Below are 19,282 nucleotides of genomic sequence, written 5' to 3'. Positions count from 1 at the left end.
TTTAGGTATAATATAGTTGAACATACAACTATAAAGGACGGACTTATGGATAATACACAATTATTTCGCCTTATCGGCACAATTTCTAGGCAGGCAACTTCTGAAGTGAATCGTAGTGCCAGTGTTTACGGTTTAGACAACAACTTATTTCTTTATTTGATCCGGATTGTGGAACAGGATGGTATTTCACAAGTGGCTTTAGCAAATCAAATCAAAGTGGATAAAACCACTTTGAGCCGGGCTTTGACAAAACTAACAACGGCTCAATTAATTGTGAAACGGACAAATCCTAAAAATAAAAAATTTAAGCAGCTCTACGCAACTGCGAAGGGACAAACTTATTATAATAAGGTGTACCAAATGGAGCAAGATTATATTGAAGCTGTTTTAAAACCACTACAACCCAACGAAAAAGCGATGTTGGGTCAATTACTGACAAAAATTAGTCCATCAGAATAACCTGAATTTATTTTAGCACTTATAGTTGTATTTGCAACTATAAATAAAAAATAATTGAGGCCGATTCAAGAAAAATCTGAATCGGCCTCTTTTTTGTTTATGGGTGACTGCCTGTTAAGTCTAGGTTAATATTCGAGGCTTTCCCGCTCTAGTTCGCGCTCTGGTTAAACGCGCTCACTAACACTGATTTTTGCGCTTAGCTACGTCTAACTTGTAAGCGAAAACCGCTCACGGCGTTAGCCTAGGCTATGCTCAAAATCAACCCGTGTTAGTTTGCGCTCTGTTGTTTGTTAATGGTTTTTGCTTTTTCAAAATAAGCGGAGTAATGGTAGCTGTGGATGGCCCAATAGTAAAAGCCGAGGCTGCCGATGATGATAATGATGAAGTCATAGGGGTAATGGATCCAGTTCAGGCCGTTAAAGGGTTTGCTACCAATTAAGGAGATGATGGATAAGAAGATGAGGTAGACAAAGAGCCAGGCGCTGCTTTTTAGATCTTGTCTAAATGTTTGCCAGCCAAGGCGGGCTTCAAAAAACAAGTAAAATGGCAGGCCTAATAAAATTACTAAAATGACTTCGATGGTGGTTGGCCATTTGCCCCAATAAGTGGCTAAAGAGGCTAATGTGAAGGCTAATGGTGCCATGAGTTTTAGATGTTTTAGTGCGATGGGGCGGTTAAAATCAGGGGCCATTTTTCGTAAGGCAACAACGGTTGTGGGGCCGGTTAGATAGGCTATTAAGGTGGCGGTGGAGATAACGGTTGCTAAAGTAGCCCAAGATCGAAAAATGGAGACCATCAACATGCTTAAAAGCGCGTTCACCAACATGGCCCGTCTTGGGGTGCCGTAGTGAGGATTCATTTTACCAACAAACCGGGGAATGTGATTATTTTCCACCATGGCGTAAAGCGCACGGCTAGTAGAAGCGACAAAAGAAACGCCGGTACCAAATGGGGAGATGGAGGCGTCAATGTAGAGTAGAATTGATAGCCAGTTTAGGCCTAATAAAATTGCTAGGTCTGCAAAAGGAGAATTGAAGTTCAAACCATGCCAACCGTGACTGGCTAATAAATTGGGGCTAATGGCGGTAATGTAAGTACTTTGTAAAATGATATAAATAAACGCACTAATGCCTAAAGAAATGGCAATACCTCGGCCGATATTTTTTTCTGGATGTTCAATTTCTTGTCCCATGTTAATGACGGTTTGGAAAGCATCAAAAGAAAAGATAATACCAGAAACAGAGGTGGCCGCAAAAACAGGTGCGGTGCCATAAGGGAAAAATTGTGCGGCGGTTGTGCCGTAATTTGTAGGATGAAAACTGGCCCACAACAGTAAAATGATCGTTAGTAGTGGGACTGCGATTTTAAAAATGGAGATTAAACTTGTAAAATGGGTCAGCAGCGCTACGGACCAGTAGTTCAGTAATGTAAAAATCAAAATAAATAAGAAAACGATTATTAAGCCGGTATTGGTGATGGTCCCATTTTTTAAGAATTGATGGGTGAAATTGGCCCAATGCCATGGCCAAGAACTCATGTATTGTACGGCAGCGACGGCTTCAATCGGGATGATTGTAATTAAAGAAATCCAGTTGGCCCAGGCTGCGACAAAACCTAATAGGGGGCCATGGGTATATTGCGCAAATTTACTCATCCCGCCGGATTCTGGAAACATTGTCCCTAGTTCTACATAGTTATAAGCAATGGTTCCAATAATGAGGGCCCCAATAATCCAAGAAATGATAGCGCCGGGGCCGGCAATACGTGCAGCTTCCCATGAACCAAACAGCCAGCCAGAACCGATTAAAGAACCTAATCCCAGCATGACAAGGTGAAATAAATTAATTTTAGGTGCTGTCTTTTTTTCCATAAAAACCTCCAATAATCAACTTATTTAATTTACCACTATTTCTGGGGAAATTACAGCAAATAATAAGAGAAAATTCATAATTCTCTCATTTTAATATTAGACAAAAAAATAGTACACGCTTGGGGGACGTGTACTAAATGGGAGGAAGAAAATGAAAAATTTTTATATTCTATTTAGGGTTATCAAGTAAGACGTTAATTTTTGGGAGGAAGTAATGCTTTACTTGATGTTTATAGAATACCGATTATTTGTGACTGAATTGTGAACAAAATGTTATAAAACAACTCTATTTATAAGACGAATTTAATCTAGGCCATAAACCACAGCATCAATGTTTTCAGCGGTAAATAGATCATGGATTTGAGTGATTGCTTCAGAAGTGAGTAAAGGTGTTTTTTCCAAGGCATAGGCTCGGTTTAAGTCATGATATTTTTGACTGCCATATTGATGAAAAGGCAGCAGATGTACTTTTTTAACCCCACACTGATGCAAGTAGTCGATAATTTGGTGTAAGTTATCCATCTGTGCCGTATAACCGGGAATTAGCGGAATTCTTGGAATAACGGTGGTTTCACTTGCCTGCAGGGCAGCTTCAAAGCTGGCTTTTACAAAGGCAACATTATCACCAATGACTTGTTTAGCTAGGGGTTGGGCCATGATTTTCAGATCAAATAAAACTTCATCGGTATAAGGCAAAACTTTGTTGATGGCCGTTATCGGTAACGCCCCGGTGGTTTCGATGGCGGTAGGAATACCTAAGCTTTTAACGGCGCGTAACAAAGCGGCTGAGAAGTCGGCTTGGACAAGGCATTCACCGCCGGATAAAGTGATGCCGCCGCCAGAAGTTTGATAAAAGATTTCATCCTTTTCAATTTCTGCCAGTACGGCATCCAAGGTATACCATTGCCCCACAGTTTTGGCTTGGCCGTTTTTGTACCAAGTTACCGGTTTAACGGCGCCTTGAGATTCAGGATTACTGCACCAAAGGCAATGCAGCGGACAGCCTTGTAAAAAGACGACGGTGCGTATACCGCTGCCATCATGGACGGCATAGCGCTGGATGTTAAAAATTAAACCGCGTTCCATCGGTACCTACCTCCTTACAGACGATGTTCTGCCCGGGCAATAATATCGTCTTGAATTTGTTTATTTAAATCGACAAAAAAGGCACTGTAGCCAGCCACTCGGACAACTAATCCGGCGTAGTTTTCGGGATGTTTTTGGGCGTCTAATAAAGTTGCTTTAGATTGGATGTTAAACTGGACGTGGCGGATTTTGAGTTGCGTAAAAGCAAGTAAGAAGTCCGCAAATTTGCGAATGCCTGCGTCGCCTTTTAAAGTATCCGGTGAGAATTTTAAGTTTAGTAAGCTGCCGTTGACAGCTAAGGTGTTGTCAATTTTACTGACGGATTTTAAAACGGCAGTAGGGCCTAAGTGATCACGACCAACCATTGGGGATAGACCGCCGTCAGCCAGCTGGTCATGCGCTTTGCGGCCGTCTGGTGTGGCGCCAACGTCATGACCTAAAGGAATATGGGCTGAAACGGTATAAGCACCGGCGTTAAAAGCGCCACCACGAATGTTCTTGTACTTATCTAGCTCTAAGGCAAAATGCCGAAAAATTTTGGCACACTCCAAATCCAGTTCGGCGTTGTCATTACCATATTTATCAAAATCATGGATCAAGTGTTGCCGTAAAGCTTCACCGTCACTGCCGGCAAAATTATGATCGAGTTGTTGAACTAGCGCTTTAAAGGTCATTTCATGATTTACAAAAACTAACTGATTCACGGCATACAAGGCGTCTGCCAAATTAGGTTCACCAATGCCTTGGATGCCAGAAAAATTATAGCGGGCGCCACCAGCCGTAACATCTTGGCCATTGGCGAGACAATCTGAAATCAAAGTGGATAAAAAAGGTGTTGGTGCAAATGTACGGTGGCCTAAATCCACAATATCAGAACCTTTTGTGACAATGGCCACATAATGATCAATGTTAGCTAAAAGTGTCTGCCGCAGCAAGTCATAGGTCACTTCCGGGACGTCTTTTAGTGCAGCCAAGGTTAATTCAAAGATCCGTAATAAGTTGAACAACGCAATATCATGCAACCCGTAAGTTTTCCCAGGGATGGTTGTTTCAACACAGCCCACGACGGCATAATCCCGGGCATCATCTAAAGTAACGCCTTTACTTAAAAAGCCGGGGACACAGACTTCATCGTTGAATAGCATCGGGATGCCGGTGCCTAAACGGATAGTTTCACATGTTTTATTTAAAAAACGCCGGGGGATTTGGGCATTAATCCGCACTGATAAATTGGGCTGAGGTAATTGAATTGCTTCATATAGATCTAGCATTTCATAAGAAAGGGGATTGACGGCATATTGGCCATATTTATCGTATCCCCCTAAAGCGACTGTGTAGCCAGTGGGGAAGCCCGCAAAACATTTAGCGCTTTCAGCACTGCGCAGTAAAACAACATCATTGGTTTTTAAATAAAAATCACCTAAGATTTCGCGAATAAATTCATCAGAAGTACCTTGCGCTTTAGACGTTTGATAAAAAGGATATAAGTATTGATCCATGCGGCCTAATGATAAAGAAGAAGCATTGGATTCATATTGTGCCGCAATACTCACCAACCATAATAATTGTAAAGCTTCATAAAAAGTGGTCGGTTTAGCTGTCCGTAAACGGCGGCACATGGCGGCCATTTCGGTCAACTCAATTTGGCGATAGCTGGGGGTAGTTTCGGCCTGGGCTAAGCGTGCGGCTAAATCAGCATAGCGGTCAAAGTGACGGGTAACTGCTTCAAAAACAATTTTGGCAGCTTTAAAAAAATCATTCATTGGTTGCTGGGCTATTTTTTCGGTTAACTGCTGCTTAAAGTAGCCTAAACCGTGTTGGAGGATCTGTTCGAAATCCATAATAATATGGCCTTGACCTTTATCTGTTTGATTTAATTTAATGACTAAATCTTTTTGAGCTTGTTGAACATCCGGCGTAATTTGGGCATTGATAAAATCTTTCATGGAATGTCCTGACCAATAAGGCAGTAGGACCTCTTGATAATAAATTTTATCTTCAGGGGTGAATTCAAATTGATCTTGTGGCCGGTGGTCAATAGTATCTATTTCGGACATGATCCAGTAAGGATCCATTTCAGGGGATAAAATACCGCTGCGGGGCCGGATGGTACGGTTACCAACAAGCCGTTCATCTGGCCGGATACTGATGGCAACGTGATCTAAAATAGCTGCCGTCGCCTTGGCCCGCCGAATAATGGTTGGTTCACCGATGGTTTGCTGGTAACTTTGAGTGTAAAGTTTAGCCCGTTCTAGTGAAATTTGACGTTTCTGACGGAATAGATTAGCCTTCATCGTTTCTAAGTGGGTGTTCGTGCGGGTGGTTTCAAAAGCTGGCCGATCATTGGTTGTGGTAGAAGTAGTCATTACTAAAACGTCCTTTCCTATATCGTTACGCTTAGTATAGCGAAAAAAGGCTTTAATTCAATATTTTTGTTGGATATAATTTTAAATAGCACAAAAGTGCCAAGTTTTATACTAAAAAAATTGGTATTGGCGTATAATAAAGTTATAAAATTAAAGGGGTTGTCCCAATGAAGGCTGATGAAATTCAAAGACGTCGAGAAGCGATTTTAGCGATGTTGCAACAGCAAAAAAAGGTTAAAGTAAGCGCATTAGTGAAAATGTTTGGCGTTTCCGATGAAACGATCCGAAAAGATTTAAGAATTTTAGAAAATCAGGGCTTATTAGTTAAAAAATTTGGACAGGCAATCTTAACAGAAACTAAGCCGTTGGCACCGGTATCTCAACGAACAACGAAACTGCTTCAAGAAAAACAGCGTATTGCGGCAGCGGCGATTGCGCTATTGCCAAAAACTAAAGCGGCGATCGCTTTAGATCAGGGCAGTACGGTTGCGGCCTTGGCCCAAGCTTTAAATGAATTTGATCAATATACGATCATGACCAGTTCTTTGCTGGCTTTAATTGCGCTGCAAAATACCCGTAACGAGCTGTACACGCCAGGCGGGCATTACAATTTAGCGGATATGTCTTTTCAGAGTAGTCGGGATCCAGAAGTTTATGGCCAAATCCATTTAGATTTTTGTTTCTTAGGCTCTAGTGGTGTTTCCGGACGCGAAGGCTTTTGTTCGTCTAGTTTTGAAGATTCTAAAATGAAAAAATTATTATTAAAGAATAGTGTGACCAAAGTTTTATTGATTGATGAATCTAAGTTTAGTCAGTCATCATTAGTGCAGGTGGGCACTTGGGCAGATGTGGACTATGTCGTTACGAACTTAAAAATAACGGCGCCGGAAGTTAAGGCAATTAAAGCACAGACGCGGTTAATTTTAGTTTAGCGCATAAAAATAGCACACGCTTGGGGGACGTGTGCCAAATTGGGAGGAAGAAAATGAAAAATTTATATTTTATTTTAGGGTTATCAAGTAAAAGATTAAATTTGGGAGGAAGTAATGCTTTACTTGATAAGTACATCTTAACCGCCAATTGTGATAAAATTATGCCTAAAATTGGACAAAAAATTATTTTCAGCCATTTTTTGGAGGTCAACTATGAATGAAAATAAACGTAAGTTATTGGCGAAGGTGGCTTATTTGTACTACATAGAAGATAATACGCAAGCAGAGATTGCCAAAACTTTAAATATCTACCGCACCACCATCAGCCGCATGTTAAAACAAGCTCGAGCAATGGGCATTGTTAAAGTACAAATTGAGGGCTTTGATACAAAAGTTTTTGATTTGGAACAGCAATTGAAGCGGCGTTTTGGCTTGGACAATGCGGTGGTCGTACCGAATTATGAAAATGAAAATCACGAAACAAAAGAAAAACGTTTGTCTGCTGAAGCCGCACTTTATTTAAAACAAATTATTAAGCCAAAAGATATTGTAGGCTTTGCCTGGGGCTCAGTGCTGGCGGGGATGGTAGGACAGTTGAACAATCCGATCAAAACCGAAGCAACTTTTGTGCCCTTAGTCGGTGGCCCCAGTACGGCAAATATGCAATATCACGTGAATGGCATTGTTTATGACGCAGCGCGGCAATTTGGTGGCCGTAGTTTATTTGTGGACGCAGCGGCGGTTCAAGAATCTAAGTATGTGCGGGATGGTATTATGAATGCCCAATACTTTCAAGAAATTCAACATTGCTGGGCAAATTTAGATATTGCGTTTGTCGGTATCGGTGGTGGTTTAAACAGTCATACCAGTCGCTGGCGTGATTTGTTAACGGCTACGGATCAACAGCTGTTAAAGGCGCGTCAAGCAGTGGGGGATTGCTGTTGTACATTTTATGATCGTTCTGGGAAAATTTTGACGGGTGATTTATTAAACCGGACAATTGCCATTGAATTGGCTGCCTTGAAGCAGACGCCTAATGTGGTGGGCGTGGCCCGTTCTTTGAGTAAAGTGCCTAGCATTAAGGCGTTATTAACAATGTCTGTTCTAAATACGTTGATTACAGACGAAGTGACGGCACAGCGTATTTTAGATATATCATAAGTGTGCTATAACTATTGATCAGCACATATGTGCAAAAATCAGCGAATTAAATTTGACGAATGGTGTTGGCTAAGGCTTGAGTAAGGTGTTTCGGAATTTTTGATTTAAGTTTCGTATGAAAGGTAACGTAAACTTGTTAAAGTAAAGACATCAAGTTCATTACTTTAAGGAGCGAATCATTATGGAATTTTTATTAGACACCGTACACCTTGCAGATATTAAGCGGTACCAAGCGATTATACCTTTGAGTGGGGTCACGTCCAATCCGACAATTTGCAAAAAAGAAGGTCAATTTCCATTTTTTGAGCATATGCGTGAAATTCGGCAGCTCATTGGCATAGATAAATCATTGCATATTCAAGTGGTTGCCCAAACGACAGCTGGGATGGTGGCGGACGCTCATCGTATTTTGGCGGAAGTGGATGATCAAGTCTATATCAAAATTCCAACGAATGAAGCTGGTTTAGCGGCCATTAAAATTTTGAAGGCGGAAGGTGTACACATTACAGCAACCGCAATTTATACAACGATTCAAGGACTATTGGCCATTGCGGCGGGTGCTGATTATATTGCGCCTTATTACAATCGAATGGCAAATATGAATATTGATGCTGCTGAGGTTGTACAAACTTTTGCCCAAGCGATTGAACGGGACCAAGCTCAGACTAAAATTTTGGCAGCAAGTTTTCATAATGTGGCGCAAGTGACAACGGCTTTGGCGCAAGGCGCCCAAGCGGTAACCGTGGGAACGGATATTTTGAAGAGTGGTTTGGGGATGCCGGCCATTAACCAGGCTGTTGTAGATTTTACAAATGATTGGGAAACGACATTTGGTGCGGGGACAACGATTGATACCTTCGCCTAGTCTCGTTGGACTATAAATATAATTAAGAAAGCAGCCGCTCAAAATTAACTTTTGCGTCAGTTGCTTTTTTGATTAGCTTGAGGATTAATTTACGGTAAAGCTAAGTTTAGTACAAGACATAAAAATAGCACACGCTTGGGGGACGTGTGCTGGATTGGGAGGAAGAAAATGAAATTAAATTTATTTTTATGGTATCAAGTAAAGGATACATTTTGGGAGGAAGTAATGATTTACTTGATGACCTTATCATAGCGGTGAAATGTGACTAAATTATGACCGAATTATTATAAAATAATGTTAATTTTAAAGACAGACTAAATCCGCTATAAACAAGGGATTAATCACATTATTTTTATAAAAATTAATGATTTAATTTTGGATTTTAAAAAAAATAGAGTTGACAAATGTTAAAAACAAATCTATAGTATCATTAAATTTTAATTTAAATGTCATAAAAAAACTTTGCGGAGAAGAGTAGCCCAACGCGTCAATAGCAGTGACTCTGACTAGTGAAAACAGAGATTGATAAATTTGGTGAAGATGAACTCTAAATAGTTAGTGATGTGTTAACGCACATGACTCGGTGGTAACCGTTAGCTTACAGAGTATCAACAGGTACTTTTTGAGTTGTAATATTGCAAAATATTACATAAACAAGGGTGGTAACGCGAATGTTCGCCCCTTACTATGTGCATCACGCCGTAGTAGGGGGCTTTTTTTATGACAAAAATGGAGGGAATTAATATGACACAAACTGTTCAAAATAAAATTAGCGCCCCATTTCGTTATGATGTTGTTGGTAGTTTATTGCGGCCGGCTGCTTTAAAGGCAACGGGTAGCACACCAGTTTCAATCGAAACGCAGCACAACGAAGTTAAGCGGGTCGTGACCGAAGTTGCCGGTTTAGGCTTCAAAGTCGTAACCGATGGTGAATTTAGCCGACGTTGGTGGCATTTAGATTTTTTATGGGGCTTAAACGGGGTTACCAATGTACCGCATGAAAATAATTATGGCTTTAATGGTGAAGTGGCCAATACCGATGATTTAACATTAACTGGTAAAATTGCCTTTAATCCAGAACATCCCTTCTTTGACGCTTTTACATATCTAAAAAGTGTTACCCCTGATGGCGTTTTGGCCAAACAGACGATTCCGGCGCCATCTTTAATCATTCGGGATAACTTAATTAAAAATGTGACCGATTTTTATGAAGATCGTGCGGCTTATTTGGCAGATATTGTCAAAGCTTACCGGCAGACAATTTTACATTTCTACGAATTAGGGGCCCGTTATATTCAACTGGATGATACGTCTTGGGCTTATTTAATCGAACAATTAAATGACACTTTAGATCAACCAGAAGCCCATGAAAAATATGAAAAACTCGGTGCTGAATTTACAACAGTGACCCAGGCAATTTTGAAGGATTTACCTGAAGACTTAACCGTAACAACGCACATTTGTCGGGGAAATTTCCACTCTACCTTTTTATTTAGCGGTGGTTATGAACCAGTTGTGAAATACTTAAAGCAATTGCCTTACGACGGTTTCTTCTTAGAATACGATAATGAACGTTCAGGGGATTTTTCACCATTAAAAGCCCTTCATGAAGGCCAACCTAACGCAGTTATTGTTTTAGGCTTAGTGACTTCTAAATTTCCAGAGTTAGAATCTAAAGCCACTTTAAAGGCGCGGATCAAAGAAGCAACTGCTTATGTACCATTAGAAAATCTAGCGTTATCCACCCAATGCGGCTTTGCCTCCACTGCAGAAGGCAATAAATTAACGGAAGCACAACAATGGGCCAAACTAACTTTAGTTAAAGAAGTGGCGCAAGAAGTTTGGCATTAAGCACAATTTATTTATAGCAAGCTGTTAATGAGAAGAGTAGTTCTACGAGTAAATTTTTAGCGACCACCGATTGGTGAAAGGGTGGATTTGAAAGTAGTCCGAAGATGAACTCATTTGGCATTAATTAGTGCAAGCTAATTGATCGTTAGGGTACGTTACCACCCCAGACATGAACACGTGTCGTTAAGGCTGAAAGTTTAAAATTCAGTGAATTTGGGTGGTACCACGGAATATTTTTCGTCCCTGTCGTAAAGATAGGGGCGATTTTTTTAGCCAAAAATAGGGGTGAGACACAGTGTTAAAGATAGATACAGCACAAATTGTGCAGGCTGATGAGATAAAAAAATTATTAAATGAAGCTTATGCCGCTGATAAAAAAATAGGCATTTATTTTAAAGCCGCTGATGTGACAACGCAACAAGTTCGCCAACACATTCAGACAACGCCTACTTTTGTTTTAAGTCAAGACAGCAAAATTATTGGAACCATTTCGGTACGCCTGCCTTGGTCAGCAAATCCCGGACCTTATCCGTGTCCGCACTTAGGCTGGATAGCCGTCGCCCCAAAATATCAAGGGTTAGGGTATGCTAAGCAGCTGATTCAATGGGCGGAACAACATTATGTTTTAGAAGTTTTAAAAGCACCAGGGGTAACTTTAGGCACAGCGTATGAACATCCTTGGTTAAAAAGAACTTATTTTAAATTAGGTTATCATCCGCTAGTTATTGTGGATAAATTTCCCGATCACCGGACCCTTTATCTCATGAAAATATTTGATGAAGCCCGTTTAAAAGCAAAGATGGCGCCACAGGTTACCCAATACTACCAACATGAAATTCTAATTTCCTAAGGAGGACTGTACTTTATGGCATTTGATTGGTCTTACTTTTTTAAAGCTTTTCCGCAGCTTTTTTCATATATACCCAGCACTTTATTCATGGCGTTTTTAGCCATGGCTTTAGCAGTTATTTTAGGAATTATCGTCGCCTTATTACAAGCGTCATCAATCACTTTTGTACGTAATATTGCCAAAATTTATGTCTCTATTTTTAGAGGCATACCTACATTGGTACAGTTGTTTATCGTTTATTATGGCTTACCCCAGATTTTTCCCGTCTTTAAAGGAGTGCCCGCGCTAATGACCGCTATTTGCGGGTTAGGGATTAAACAATCGGCTTATTTGGCGGAGATTTTCAGGGCAGCCATTAATTCTGTGGACCAAGGCCAAATTGAAGCGGGATTGGCTTTAAATATCAAATATCCAAAGCTATTGATTCATGTCGTTATGCCCCAAGCAGTGATTAATGCGATACCTGCCACTAGCAATACTTTTATCAGCTTATTAAAAGAAACGTCTTTGGCCTTTACCTTAGGCATTACAGAATTATTTGCACAAGGTAAAATGTTAGCCGGTGCGTCCTTTAAATACTTTGAAACTTACGTTGCAGTGGGACTTGTTTATTGGCTCTTGATTGTCGTGATCACTTGGGGCCAGCATCTCATTGAAAAAAGCTTAAATAAACCCTATAGGAGGTTCGTTCATGTCCCTAATTCAAGTACAAGATTTATCCGTAACCCTGGGAAACAGGCCAATCTTGAAACACATTAATTTAGAAGTTGAGGCCGGTAAAGTAACCGTCTTTATAGGGCCCAGCGGTTCTGGCAAAACCACGTTATTACGGACTTTAAATTTATTGCAGTTACCAACACAAGGCACGTTGCAAGTTGATGGCATTCAAGCTACTGCCGGTGCTATTCAAAAGCAGACCATTCAGCAAATAAGAAGTCATTCAGCAATGGTATTTCAACAATTTAATTTATTCAAAAATTTAACTGTTTTAAAAAACGTCACCGCTGCACTAGTTTTAAATAAACAGCTTTCAAACGCAGATGCTGAAAAAAGAGCAAAAGAAGTCTTAGAAAAAGTCGGGCTTTTAGAGGTGGCTGATCAGTATCCCAATACACTTTCCGGCGGGCAACAGCAACGGGTTTCGATCGCTCGGGCAATTGCCGTTCGGCCTAAAGTAATCTTGTTTGATGAGCCCACTTCTGCATTAGATCCAGAATTGGTAGAAAGTGTCTTGAATACGATTGCGGCTTTAGCAAAAGAAAATATCACGATGGTTATAGTCACCCACGAAATGGCCTTTGCCCGTAAAATCGGTGATCAAGCCGTTTTTATCGAAGATGGTGAGATTATTGCTAAAGGCCCGGCAGCGCAACTTCTGTCGGGGACAGTACCTGGCCGGATTAGCAGTTTTGTGAATTCTTTAAACACAACTACCGTGGCATAGTATTTTAAAAAAGAAGGGAATTTTATAATATGACTGAAAAAACATTAGCAGAACAACTAGAAAAGATTGATGTTACAGAGAATCTATCGGCTTGCCCGATCGATTTTTCAAAAAGTAAGGTTGCCAATCCTAGAGAAAGTACAGAACAAAAGGTTTATAAAAGCAACGGTGTTAACTCCAATTTTAACCAACGGCAAAAATTTGCTGAAGAACAAGGACCGCAATTTAATTTGAAATTCACCGACGGAACCTTACCGGTGACCCCCCAGCGCTATCGGTTAATCTGGTCTAAACATTGCCCTTGGGCCACACGCATTGCCATTGCGATTGATTTGCTGGGCTTAGATCAAGTCATTTCCAAAGGTGTGGTTGACCCTTTAAGACCTGCTGGCGTGGTGGGCGATTGGTTCTTTACGTTAGATCCAGACAATGAAGATCCTGTGCTTCATGTGAAATCATTATCTGAAAACTATTTAAAGGCCGATCCAAACTACAAGAAACGGACAACCGTCCCAGCTTTAGTGGATATTAAAACAGGAAAAGTTGTCAATAATAATTACAATACATTGATCAATGAATTAACCTTGGCTTGGCGGGATTATCAAGCTAAAGATGCGCCGGATCTTTATCCTGAAGCTTTACGTTCAGATATAGATGCTTTAAATAAAATTCTTTATGCAGATGTTAATGCTGCGGTGAATGAAGCGGGGTTAGCCAGATCTCAAGCAGACTATGAAAAATATTATAACCGCGTCTTTGATCGTTTAGATTGGTTGGAACAACGGTTAAGCCAGCAACGGTACTTGTTCGGCAATCAAATTACAGATAGCGACATCCGCTTATACGTTACACTGTCAAGATTTGATCTTGTTTTTTATCAAAAATACTATGTTAATAAAAAGAAATTAGTAGAATATCCCAACCTTTGGAACTATACCAAAGATCTATATTCAATTCCTGCATTTAAGAATAATACTGATTTCGAATCTATGAAGCAACGGTTTTATCAAGTAGACCATACACCACAATCAGATCTAGTGCGGATCATTCCTGCTGGACCAGATTTGACAATTTGGGAGGCACCAAATGACCGAGATCGATTCACTGAAACAAACGAATAGCGTTGAAAATAAAAGTCAGCAGCTGGCAAATTTGATTGTGCAGTCCAAAGCTTCAGAACATGCAGAATTACTACCGTTAGCTAAACTGAGTTTGATTGATTATTTAGCAGCGGTCCTTGGGGGCTGCAAAACAACGGCGGTCCAAAAGGTGATACAAACTTTAGCTTTACCGGTTCAAAAACTGCCGGTGTTTGGTGCTGAAATCAATCAGAATTTTGAATGCAGTGCTTTTGTTAATGGTTTTGCTGGTCATTATTTAGATATTGACGATACCCATGCAGATTTAAGAGGGCATCCCAGTGCGGTCATTGATGGGGCGTTGTTTGCGGTCAGTACGGGCAAAGAAACGTTGAACCAATTTCTTTGGGCAACAGTAATCGGGATCGAAGTTGCCGCCCAATTTGGCACCATTTTAAATCCTAAATTAGCCCAAAAAGGAATTCATACAACCGGTGCCATTGGGGCCATCAGCGCAGCCGCAGCGATTGCCGTTTATAAAAAACTGACTTGTGCCCAAACCCAACAACTGTTATCCATTGCGGCAACACAAGCTTTTGCCCTAGAAATTCAAGCGGGGAGTGACACAAAACCATTGAATGCCGGCTTTGCTGCTAGAAACGCCGTATCAGCTTGGCAATGGTGTCAGGCAGGTTTAAGCGCAAATGAGGATGTTTTCAGCGGCGCTCGGGGTTGGTTTCGAGTCATCGGGGATGTGGATTTTGAACTGCACAAAATAGCCCAGCAATGGTTGCGACCGGGCAAAATAAAGGCACCCGGGATGTGGTATAAAAGTCAGCCGTTTTGTTCAGCGGCAATGGCCGGCTATGATGCCGCCAGAATCCTTTATCAACGGGGATTTTCGCTAGAGAATTGTTTAGAAATCAGCCTTAATTTTCCTAAAAATGGCGATCGGCCTTTACGTTTTACAGCCCCTAGAACTGGACAAGAAGGCAAATTTTCCATCGAGTATATTGTCTGGCAAGTTTTAAAATATGGGAAACCGACTAAAACAGCTTTTGATAATCAGCCGGTACCCGCTGAATTTAAGCACGCATTAAGCAAGTTTAAACGGCATCACAGTTTAATTGCCAAAGATTGGCACGATCGGCCAATTGAAATAACCATCACCACGCAAACCAATGCGGTTATTTCCGTCCGCGTAGATCAGCCAAAAGGTGCGCCTAAAAATGCTTTAAACTTGGATGAGGTTATCGAAAAGTTGCAGATACAAGTGATGACCGATAGCCGCTATTTAAAACAAACGTTACAAAATCCAAAGCTTACAATGGAAGCTTTAATCCAAATTGTCAGGAGTGCTTAAATGTCTAAAAAATACAGAAAAATCATCACGGCCGTTATGGCTTTATTCGTTGGCATCACCAGTATTGCCAGTTCAGGGCAAGTATATGCTGCTAAAAAAACGGTGACTTTTGCGGCTACGGGGACGAGTTTTCCGACGGCTTATCAAAAAAATGGCAAACTTGTGGGCTTTGATGTGGCCGTTGCCAATACAGCTGCTAAACGATTAGGCTACAACGTAAAGTGGGTGACGGGCTCGTTTGACGGGCTATTTGGTCAGCTGGACAACGATAAAGTCGACAGCATTCCCAATGACGTTGCGATTACACCTGAACGGGCTAAGAAGTACTTATTCAGCACAGTTTATAACCGAGAAGAGACAACAGTCGCTGTAGCTAAAACAGCCAAATTAAAGACATTAAAAGATTTAGAAGGTAAAACGGTGGCTGGTGGGGCAGAATCAAACAACACAACAAATTTACGGAATTATGATAAAAAAATTAACATTAAGACCTTTGAAGGCCGCGATGATATTTATCAAGCATTACTATCAGGACATGTGGATGGGGTCATTAATACTAGAACAAACCTTAAGGCAGTGATCAAAGCAAAGAAGTACGATTGGAAAGTACTTAAAGGTCAGGCAGCGAGTGTTAACGTGGCTTTGCCCTTTAAAAAGACGGCTAGAGGTAAAAAATTAAATCAACAATTCAACAAAGCTTTGAAGCAGATGATTAAGGATGGAACGATCAAGAAACTATCTAATCAGTATTTCGGCTATGATATTACCCCAAATTTAGTACAGAAAAAATAAAGCGGCACCTTTAAAAAAGGTTGATTCAAAAAAATTTGAATCAATCTTTTTTTGTTGCAAAAAAATGGAATATGTTATATGGTTAGTTACACAAGTAATTAACCAACTACCTAGGCTGATTTAAGGAAGTGATATTCGTGAAATTTGATTTTAACAGTACAAAACCGTTGTTTCAGCAAGTTAATGATGAAATTGAAGCTGCCATTTTAAGCGGTGCTTTTCCTGAAGAAAGTCAAGTACCCTCCACAACTGAAATTTCTAAAAGCTTTCAAATTAATCCAGCAACGGTCTTGAAAGGAATGAATTTATTGGTTGATCATGATTTACTCGAAAAAAAGCGGGGGATTGGAATGTTTGTTAAAACCGGTGCCCAGGCAAAAGTTAAAACAATTCGAAAAGACAAATTTTTACACGAATCGGTTGTAACGGTTGTAAAACAGGCACAAGCACTGGGAATCACTGAAGCTGAATTAAAAGAATTAATTGAAAGAGGGTATCAACAATGACTTTGACCATTGCGCAAGTTTCAAAGCAATATAGAGATGTTAAAGTACTGGATGAAATTAGTTTGACCTTTGAAATCGGCCATATTTATGGTTTGTTAGGCCGTAACGGCGCCGGTAAAAGTACGTTGTTAAATATTATTAATAATCGCATTTTTGCCACCAGCGGTACTGTTGTCTTAGATGGACAAAAAGTGTCAGATAACGAAAAAGCACTAAATCACATCTTTTTAATGAGTGAGGATAATTTATATCCCGATGATCTGAATATTTTGAAACTATTTAAATTAACTGAGCATTTTTATGGTAGTTTTGACTATGAATTTGCAGCACATTTAGTTCGAGCTTTTAAAATTAATACAAAAACAAAGTTTAAAAAACTGTCCACCGGCTATCGTAGTATTGCCAAGTTGATCATTGCTCTTTGCGTACCGGCGGATTATATCTTTTTAGATGAACCTGTATTAGGATTGGACGCGTCTCATCGAGATGTTTTTTATAAATATTTATTGGATACATTTATGAAACGGCCCCGGGCATTTATCATTTCTACTCATTTAATTGAAGAGATTACGACCATTGCCGATGAAATTGTGATCATTGATCAAGGCGCCATTATGCAAAGTGCCACGACGGAACAAATTAAACGTAGCGGGGTTCGTGTTGTTGGCCCTGAAGCATCAGTTTTAGCTTTTACAAAAGAGATGACGGTCATGGACCAAGAAACTTTAGGCGGTTTGACCACAATTTATGTTCAAAATTATCCAAAAAATAGTATTGTTCCAGAAGATTTGACGGTAAGCCCCTTAACTTTACAAGATTACTTCATTCATATGACTTCGAAAGCAGGTGAATCAAATGAAATTTAAAACAGCATTTATTTATCAAGTGAAACGACAATTACTCTCTTTAGGTATTTTCTTAGTTTTTTGGTTCGTATTTACTTTTGGGATTTCCTTTATTTTGATGATTGTCTCAAAAGGAGATGTGCACACAACTAACGATTTTACCTTTGCGACGATCGCGTACATCATATTGCTCAGCTGTATGATGATGAAAAAAGATTTTCGCTTCTTTATTCAAAATGGCTTATCTAGAGGGCACATATTTTTAGTGAATGTCTTGTCAACAACGCTTAGCGCCTTGCTTTTAGGGTTGATGACCCAGTTTACCCTGCACCAATTCACCTTTGGTAATGGCGACACCTTTCGCTTTACCAACATATTTGTTACCATCTATAAACCGAGTCAATGGCTCATTAGTTTAGGTCTAATTTGGATGTTACTGCTTTGGATCAATAGCGTGGCCATATTGGTTGGCGGTTTCTTAAATCGAATTCGGGGTTGGCTGAGAATTTTATTGATCATAATATTTATTATTAGTCCAACGATACTCGTTGGCTTTGTTGGGGCAACAATGCCAACCAATCATCAAATCACAATTTTTGTAGCGCAATGTGTTGGTCTCCCAAATGGCTTACCTAATATCGGGGGACTCAGTGTAACGTTAAGTATCTTGATACTAATTAATTTAGGGCTGACGTATTTATTTAATCGGCGACAACCCATTGTCCGCATTGACGGCTAGTATTTTTGACCAAAAAAATAGCACACGCTTGGGGGACGTGTGCTAGATTGGGAGGAAGAAAATGAAAAATTTTTATTCTATTTTTAGGGGTATCAAGTAAAGATTAAATTTGGGAGGAAGTAATGATTTACTTGATGTTTATATAGTACCCAGAAATTGTGAACAAATTGTGAGACAACTGTTATAAAAAAAGGCTATTTTAAGCTAAATAAATAATCTGCAGCCAGTATTAGTTTTCTGGTTACAGATTATTTTTTTTGCTAACTTACTTTTTCTTCAACAGTTTCATAAAGTTACTGACTTTGGTGCTATTGACGAATTCAGTTACGTCTTCGGTTACTTCGATGCAGCCCAAATATTGGCCTTGGGCATCATGGAGAGCATAAAAAGCGATATGTACTTGTTTGCCCTTAGCCGGGATGGTCATTTCAATGCTGTCACGGGTACCGCTGTGCATTTCGGCCAGAACTTTTTTAACACGATCTGCACTATGTTTTGGATGGACTTCAAGGACGTGTTTATTTAAGACGTCTTTTTGCCTTGAAAAAATTGTATGGTTATCAGAATACCAACGGACAATATCGTTTTCGTCAATAAAGTCTAGTTCTTGAGGGATTACTGAGAAAATAGCTTCTAGCTGATCTATGGTTAACTGGCCAGTATCTAAATTAATTGGGATCATCATCATTAAACTCCTTTAAAAAATAGAATATTACCTATCTATCATAGCACATAGTTATAAAACGCTTTCAAAAAAATAATTGAATCTTCAAATAGAATAACAGCCAAACTTAATAATAAAGGCAACCGTTAAATAAATTGGAAGAATTGTTTGGATTTTTGAACTAACTTCCAAGTGGGGTAAATTGTTATTTAAATTTCATAAGTCTAAATATTTGCATTTAATTAAAAAACGTGCTATGTAGCCACAACACCATGTTAGATATGCGTTATCTTGATGAATTAAAACAAAAATAATGCAAAAAAAGTGTATCTTAAGACGACTTGTGATATTATGAACTTGTTAAAAACGTAATTATTGAATCATTGCTTAGTGTCAATTATTTGGAAAGG

Annotated in this window: 19 protein-coding genes; 15 read left to right on the top strand and 4 right to left on the bottom strand. The window is 39.8% G+C overall.

All coding sequences use genetic code 11. The features are described from left to right. Positions 1-45: 45 nt before the first annotated feature. Positions 46-459, top strand: coding sequence for a MarR family winged helix-turn-helix transcriptional regulator (locus EKM93_RS04510; RefSeq protein WP_125713508.1), 414 nt, complete (start codon positions 46-48; stop codon positions 457-459). Positions 460-727: 268 nt separating this feature from the next. Here EKM93_RS04510 and EKM93_RS04505 read toward each other — a convergent pair whose 3' ends face one another. The 3 genes from EKM93_RS04505 to EKM93_RS04495 form a co-directional block, all read right to left on the bottom strand. Then, positions 728-2,329: an APC family permease gene (locus EKM93_RS04505; protein WP_125713506.1), complete on the bottom strand. Its 1,602-nt coding sequence runs from the start codon at positions 2,327-2,329 to the stop codon at positions 728-730. A gap of 303 nt (positions 2,330-2,632) precedes the next feature. Further along, the gene (locus tag EKM93_RS04500; protein ID WP_125713504.1) at positions 2,633-3,415 is read right to left on the bottom strand and encodes a radical SAM protein; all 783 of its coding nucleotides are present in this window, start codon (positions 3,413-3,415) and stop codon (positions 2,633-2,635) included. 14 nt (positions 3,416-3,429) lie between these two features. Further along, positions 3,430-5,781 carry a formate C-acetyltransferase gene (locus tag EKM93_RS04495; protein ID WP_125713502.1) on the bottom strand — a complete coding sequence of 784 codons (2,352 nt, stop codon included), beginning with the start codon at positions 5,779-5,781 and terminating at the stop codon, positions 3,430-3,432. Positions 5,782-5,948: 167 nt separating this feature from the next. Here EKM93_RS04495 and EKM93_RS04490 point away from each other — a divergent pair, with 167 nt between their 5' ends. The 14 genes from EKM93_RS04490 (at position 5,949) to EKM93_RS04425 (ending at position 18,208) form a co-directional block, all read left to right on the top strand. Beyond that, positions 5,949-6,713 (top strand): DeoR/GlpR family DNA-binding transcription regulator, encoded by a 765-nt coding sequence (locus EKM93_RS04490; RefSeq protein ID WP_125713501.1) that lies wholly within the window; start codon positions 5,949-5,951, stop codon positions 6,711-6,713. 53 nt (positions 6,714-6,766) lie between these two features. Then, on the top strand, positions 6,767-6,934 hold the full coding sequence (locus EKM93_RS13485) for a hypothetical protein (protein WP_164506988.1): 168 nt from the start codon (positions 6,767-6,769) through the stop codon (positions 6,932-6,934). Continuing rightward, complete coding sequence (locus tag EKM93_RS04485) at positions 6,927-7,874, top strand: sugar-binding transcriptional regulator (RefSeq protein WP_125713499.1); 948 nt, start codon at positions 6,927-6,929, stop codon at positions 7,872-7,874. The genes EKM93_RS13485 and EKM93_RS04485 overlap by 8 nt, the downstream gene beginning before the upstream one ends. A gap of 181 nt (positions 7,875-8,055) precedes the next feature. Continuing rightward, complete coding sequence (locus EKM93_RS04480) at positions 8,056-8,739, top strand: fructose-6-phosphate aldolase (protein WP_125713497.1); 684 nt, start codon at positions 8,056-8,058, stop codon at positions 8,737-8,739. A 720-nt stretch (positions 8,740-9,459) separates the two neighbouring features. After that, positions 9,460-10,590, top strand: coding sequence for a 5-methyltetrahydropteroyltriglutamate--homocysteine S-methyltransferase (locus tag EKM93_RS04470; RefSeq protein ID WP_376923071.1), 1,131 nt, complete (start codon positions 9,460-9,462; stop codon positions 10,588-10,590). A 295-nt stretch (positions 10,591-10,885) separates the two neighbouring features. Further along, complete coding sequence (locus EKM93_RS04465) at positions 10,886-11,440, top strand: GNAT family N-acetyltransferase (protein ID WP_225423625.1); 555 nt, start codon at positions 10,886-10,888, stop codon at positions 11,438-11,440. Between the two features lie 15 nt (positions 11,441-11,455). Next, a complete protein-coding gene (locus tag EKM93_RS04460) occupies positions 11,456-12,199 on the top strand; it encodes an amino acid ABC transporter permease (protein ID WP_125713493.1) in 744 nt (247 codons plus the stop codon). Continuing rightward, the gene (locus EKM93_RS04455; protein ID WP_125713490.1) at positions 12,132-12,884 is read left to right on the top strand and encodes an amino acid ABC transporter ATP-binding protein; all 753 of its coding nucleotides are present in this window, start codon (positions 12,132-12,134) and stop codon (positions 12,882-12,884) included. The genes EKM93_RS04460 and EKM93_RS04455 overlap by 68 nt, the downstream gene beginning before the upstream one ends. A gap of 29 nt (positions 12,885-12,913) precedes the next feature. Beyond that, positions 12,914-14,005: a glutathione S-transferase C-terminal domain-containing protein gene (locus EKM93_RS04450; RefSeq protein WP_125713488.1), complete on the top strand. Its 1,092-nt coding sequence runs from the start codon at positions 12,914-12,916 to the stop codon at positions 14,003-14,005. After that, positions 13,971-15,326, top strand: coding sequence for an MmgE/PrpD family protein (locus EKM93_RS04445; RefSeq protein WP_125713487.1), 1,356 nt, complete (start codon positions 13,971-13,973; stop codon positions 15,324-15,326). The genes EKM93_RS04450 and EKM93_RS04445 overlap by 35 nt, the downstream gene beginning before the upstream one ends. Continuing rightward, entirely contained in the window at positions 15,327-16,118 is a 792-nt protein-coding gene (locus EKM93_RS04440; RefSeq protein WP_125713485.1) for a transporter substrate-binding domain-containing protein, read from the top strand. 137 nt (positions 16,119-16,255) lie between these two features. Then, on the top strand, positions 16,256-16,624 hold the full coding sequence (locus tag EKM93_RS04435; protein ID WP_125713483.1) for a GntR family transcriptional regulator: 369 nt from the start codon (positions 16,256-16,258) through the stop codon (positions 16,622-16,624). After that, on the top strand, positions 16,621-17,490 hold the full coding sequence (locus tag EKM93_RS04430) for an ATP-binding cassette domain-containing protein (RefSeq protein WP_125713481.1): 870 nt from the start codon (positions 16,621-16,623) through the stop codon (positions 17,488-17,490). Before EKM93_RS04435 ends, EKM93_RS04430 begins: the two co-directional genes overlap by 4 nt. Further along, the gene (locus tag EKM93_RS04425) at positions 17,480-18,208 is read left to right on the top strand and encodes a hypothetical protein (protein ID WP_125713479.1); all 729 of its coding nucleotides are present in this window, start codon (positions 17,480-17,482) and stop codon (positions 18,206-18,208) included. Before EKM93_RS04430 ends, EKM93_RS04425 begins: the two co-directional genes overlap by 11 nt. 265 nt (positions 18,209-18,473) lie before the next feature. Here the strand turns inward: EKM93_RS04425 and EKM93_RS04420 are convergent, their stop codons facing one another. Further along, entirely contained in the window at positions 18,474-18,890 is a 417-nt protein-coding gene (locus tag EKM93_RS04420; protein ID WP_125713659.1) for a PAS domain-containing protein, read from the bottom strand. Positions 18,891-19,282: the final 392 nt, after the last annotated feature.

The sequence above is a fragment of the Agrilactobacillus yilanensis genome, assembly GCF_003946725.1.
GTDB classification, from domain to species: domain Bacteria; phylum Bacillota; class Bacilli; order Lactobacillales; family Lactobacillaceae; genus Agrilactobacillus; species Agrilactobacillus yilanensis.
The sequence above is the reverse complement of the archived record's forward strand: the minus strand, read 5'-3'. Positions and strand labels throughout refer to the sequence as shown.

Excerpts from the sequence above, each read along its gene's own strand:
- EKM93_RS04510 (WP_125713508.1), top strand. The coding sequence starts at position 46 with ATGGATAATACACAATTATTTCGCCTTATCGGCACAATTTCTAGGCAG.
- EKM93_RS04505 (WP_125713506.1), bottom strand. The coding sequence starts at position 2,329 with ATGGAAAAAAAGACAGCACCTAAAATTAATTTATTTCACCTTGTCATG.
- EKM93_RS04500 (WP_125713504.1), bottom strand. The coding sequence starts at position 3,415 with ATGGAACGCGGTTTAATTTTTAACATCCAGCGCTATGCCGTCCATGAT.
- EKM93_RS04495 (WP_125713502.1), bottom strand. The coding sequence starts at position 5,781 with ATGACTACTTCTACCACAACCAATGATCGGCCAGCTTTTGAAACCACC.
- EKM93_RS04490 (WP_125713501.1), top strand. The coding sequence starts at position 5,949 with ATGAAGGCTGATGAAATTCAAAGACGTCGAGAAGCGATTTTAGCGATG.
- EKM93_RS13485 (WP_164506988.1), top strand. The coding sequence starts at position 6,767 with ATGAAAAATTTATATTTTATTTTAGGGTTATCAAGTAAAAGATTAAAT.
- EKM93_RS04485 (WP_125713499.1), top strand. The coding sequence starts at position 6,927 with ATGAATGAAAATAAACGTAAGTTATTGGCGAAGGTGGCTTATTTGTAC.
- EKM93_RS04480 (WP_125713497.1), top strand. The coding sequence starts at position 8,056 with ATGGAATTTTTATTAGACACCGTACACCTTGCAGATATTAAGCGGTAC.
- EKM93_RS04470 (WP_376923071.1), top strand. The coding sequence starts at position 9,460 with ATGACAAAAATGGAGGGAATTAATATGACACAAACTGTTCAAAATAAA.
- EKM93_RS04460 (WP_125713493.1), top strand. The coding sequence starts at position 11,456 with ATGGCATTTGATTGGTCTTACTTTTTTAAAGCTTTTCCGCAGCTTTTT.
- EKM93_RS04455 (WP_125713490.1), top strand. The coding sequence starts at position 12,132 with ATGTCCCTAATTCAAGTACAAGATTTATCCGTAACCCTGGGAAACAGG.
- EKM93_RS04450 (WP_125713488.1), top strand. The coding sequence starts at position 12,914 with ATGACTGAAAAAACATTAGCAGAACAACTAGAAAAGATTGATGTTACA.
- EKM93_RS04445 (WP_125713487.1), top strand. The coding sequence starts at position 13,971 with ATGACCGAGATCGATTCACTGAAACAAACGAATAGCGTTGAAAATAAA.
- EKM93_RS04440 (WP_125713485.1), top strand. The coding sequence starts at position 15,327 with ATGTCTAAAAAATACAGAAAAATCATCACGGCCGTTATGGCTTTATTC.
- EKM93_RS04430 (WP_125713481.1), top strand. The coding sequence starts at position 16,621 with ATGACTTTGACCATTGCGCAAGTTTCAAAGCAATATAGAGATGTTAAA.
- EKM93_RS04425 (WP_125713479.1), top strand. The coding sequence starts at position 17,480 with ATGAAATTTAAAACAGCATTTATTTATCAAGTGAAACGACAATTACTC.
- EKM93_RS04420 (WP_125713659.1), bottom strand. The coding sequence starts at position 18,890 with ATGATCCCAATTAATTTAGATACTGGCCAGTTAACCATAGATCAGCTA.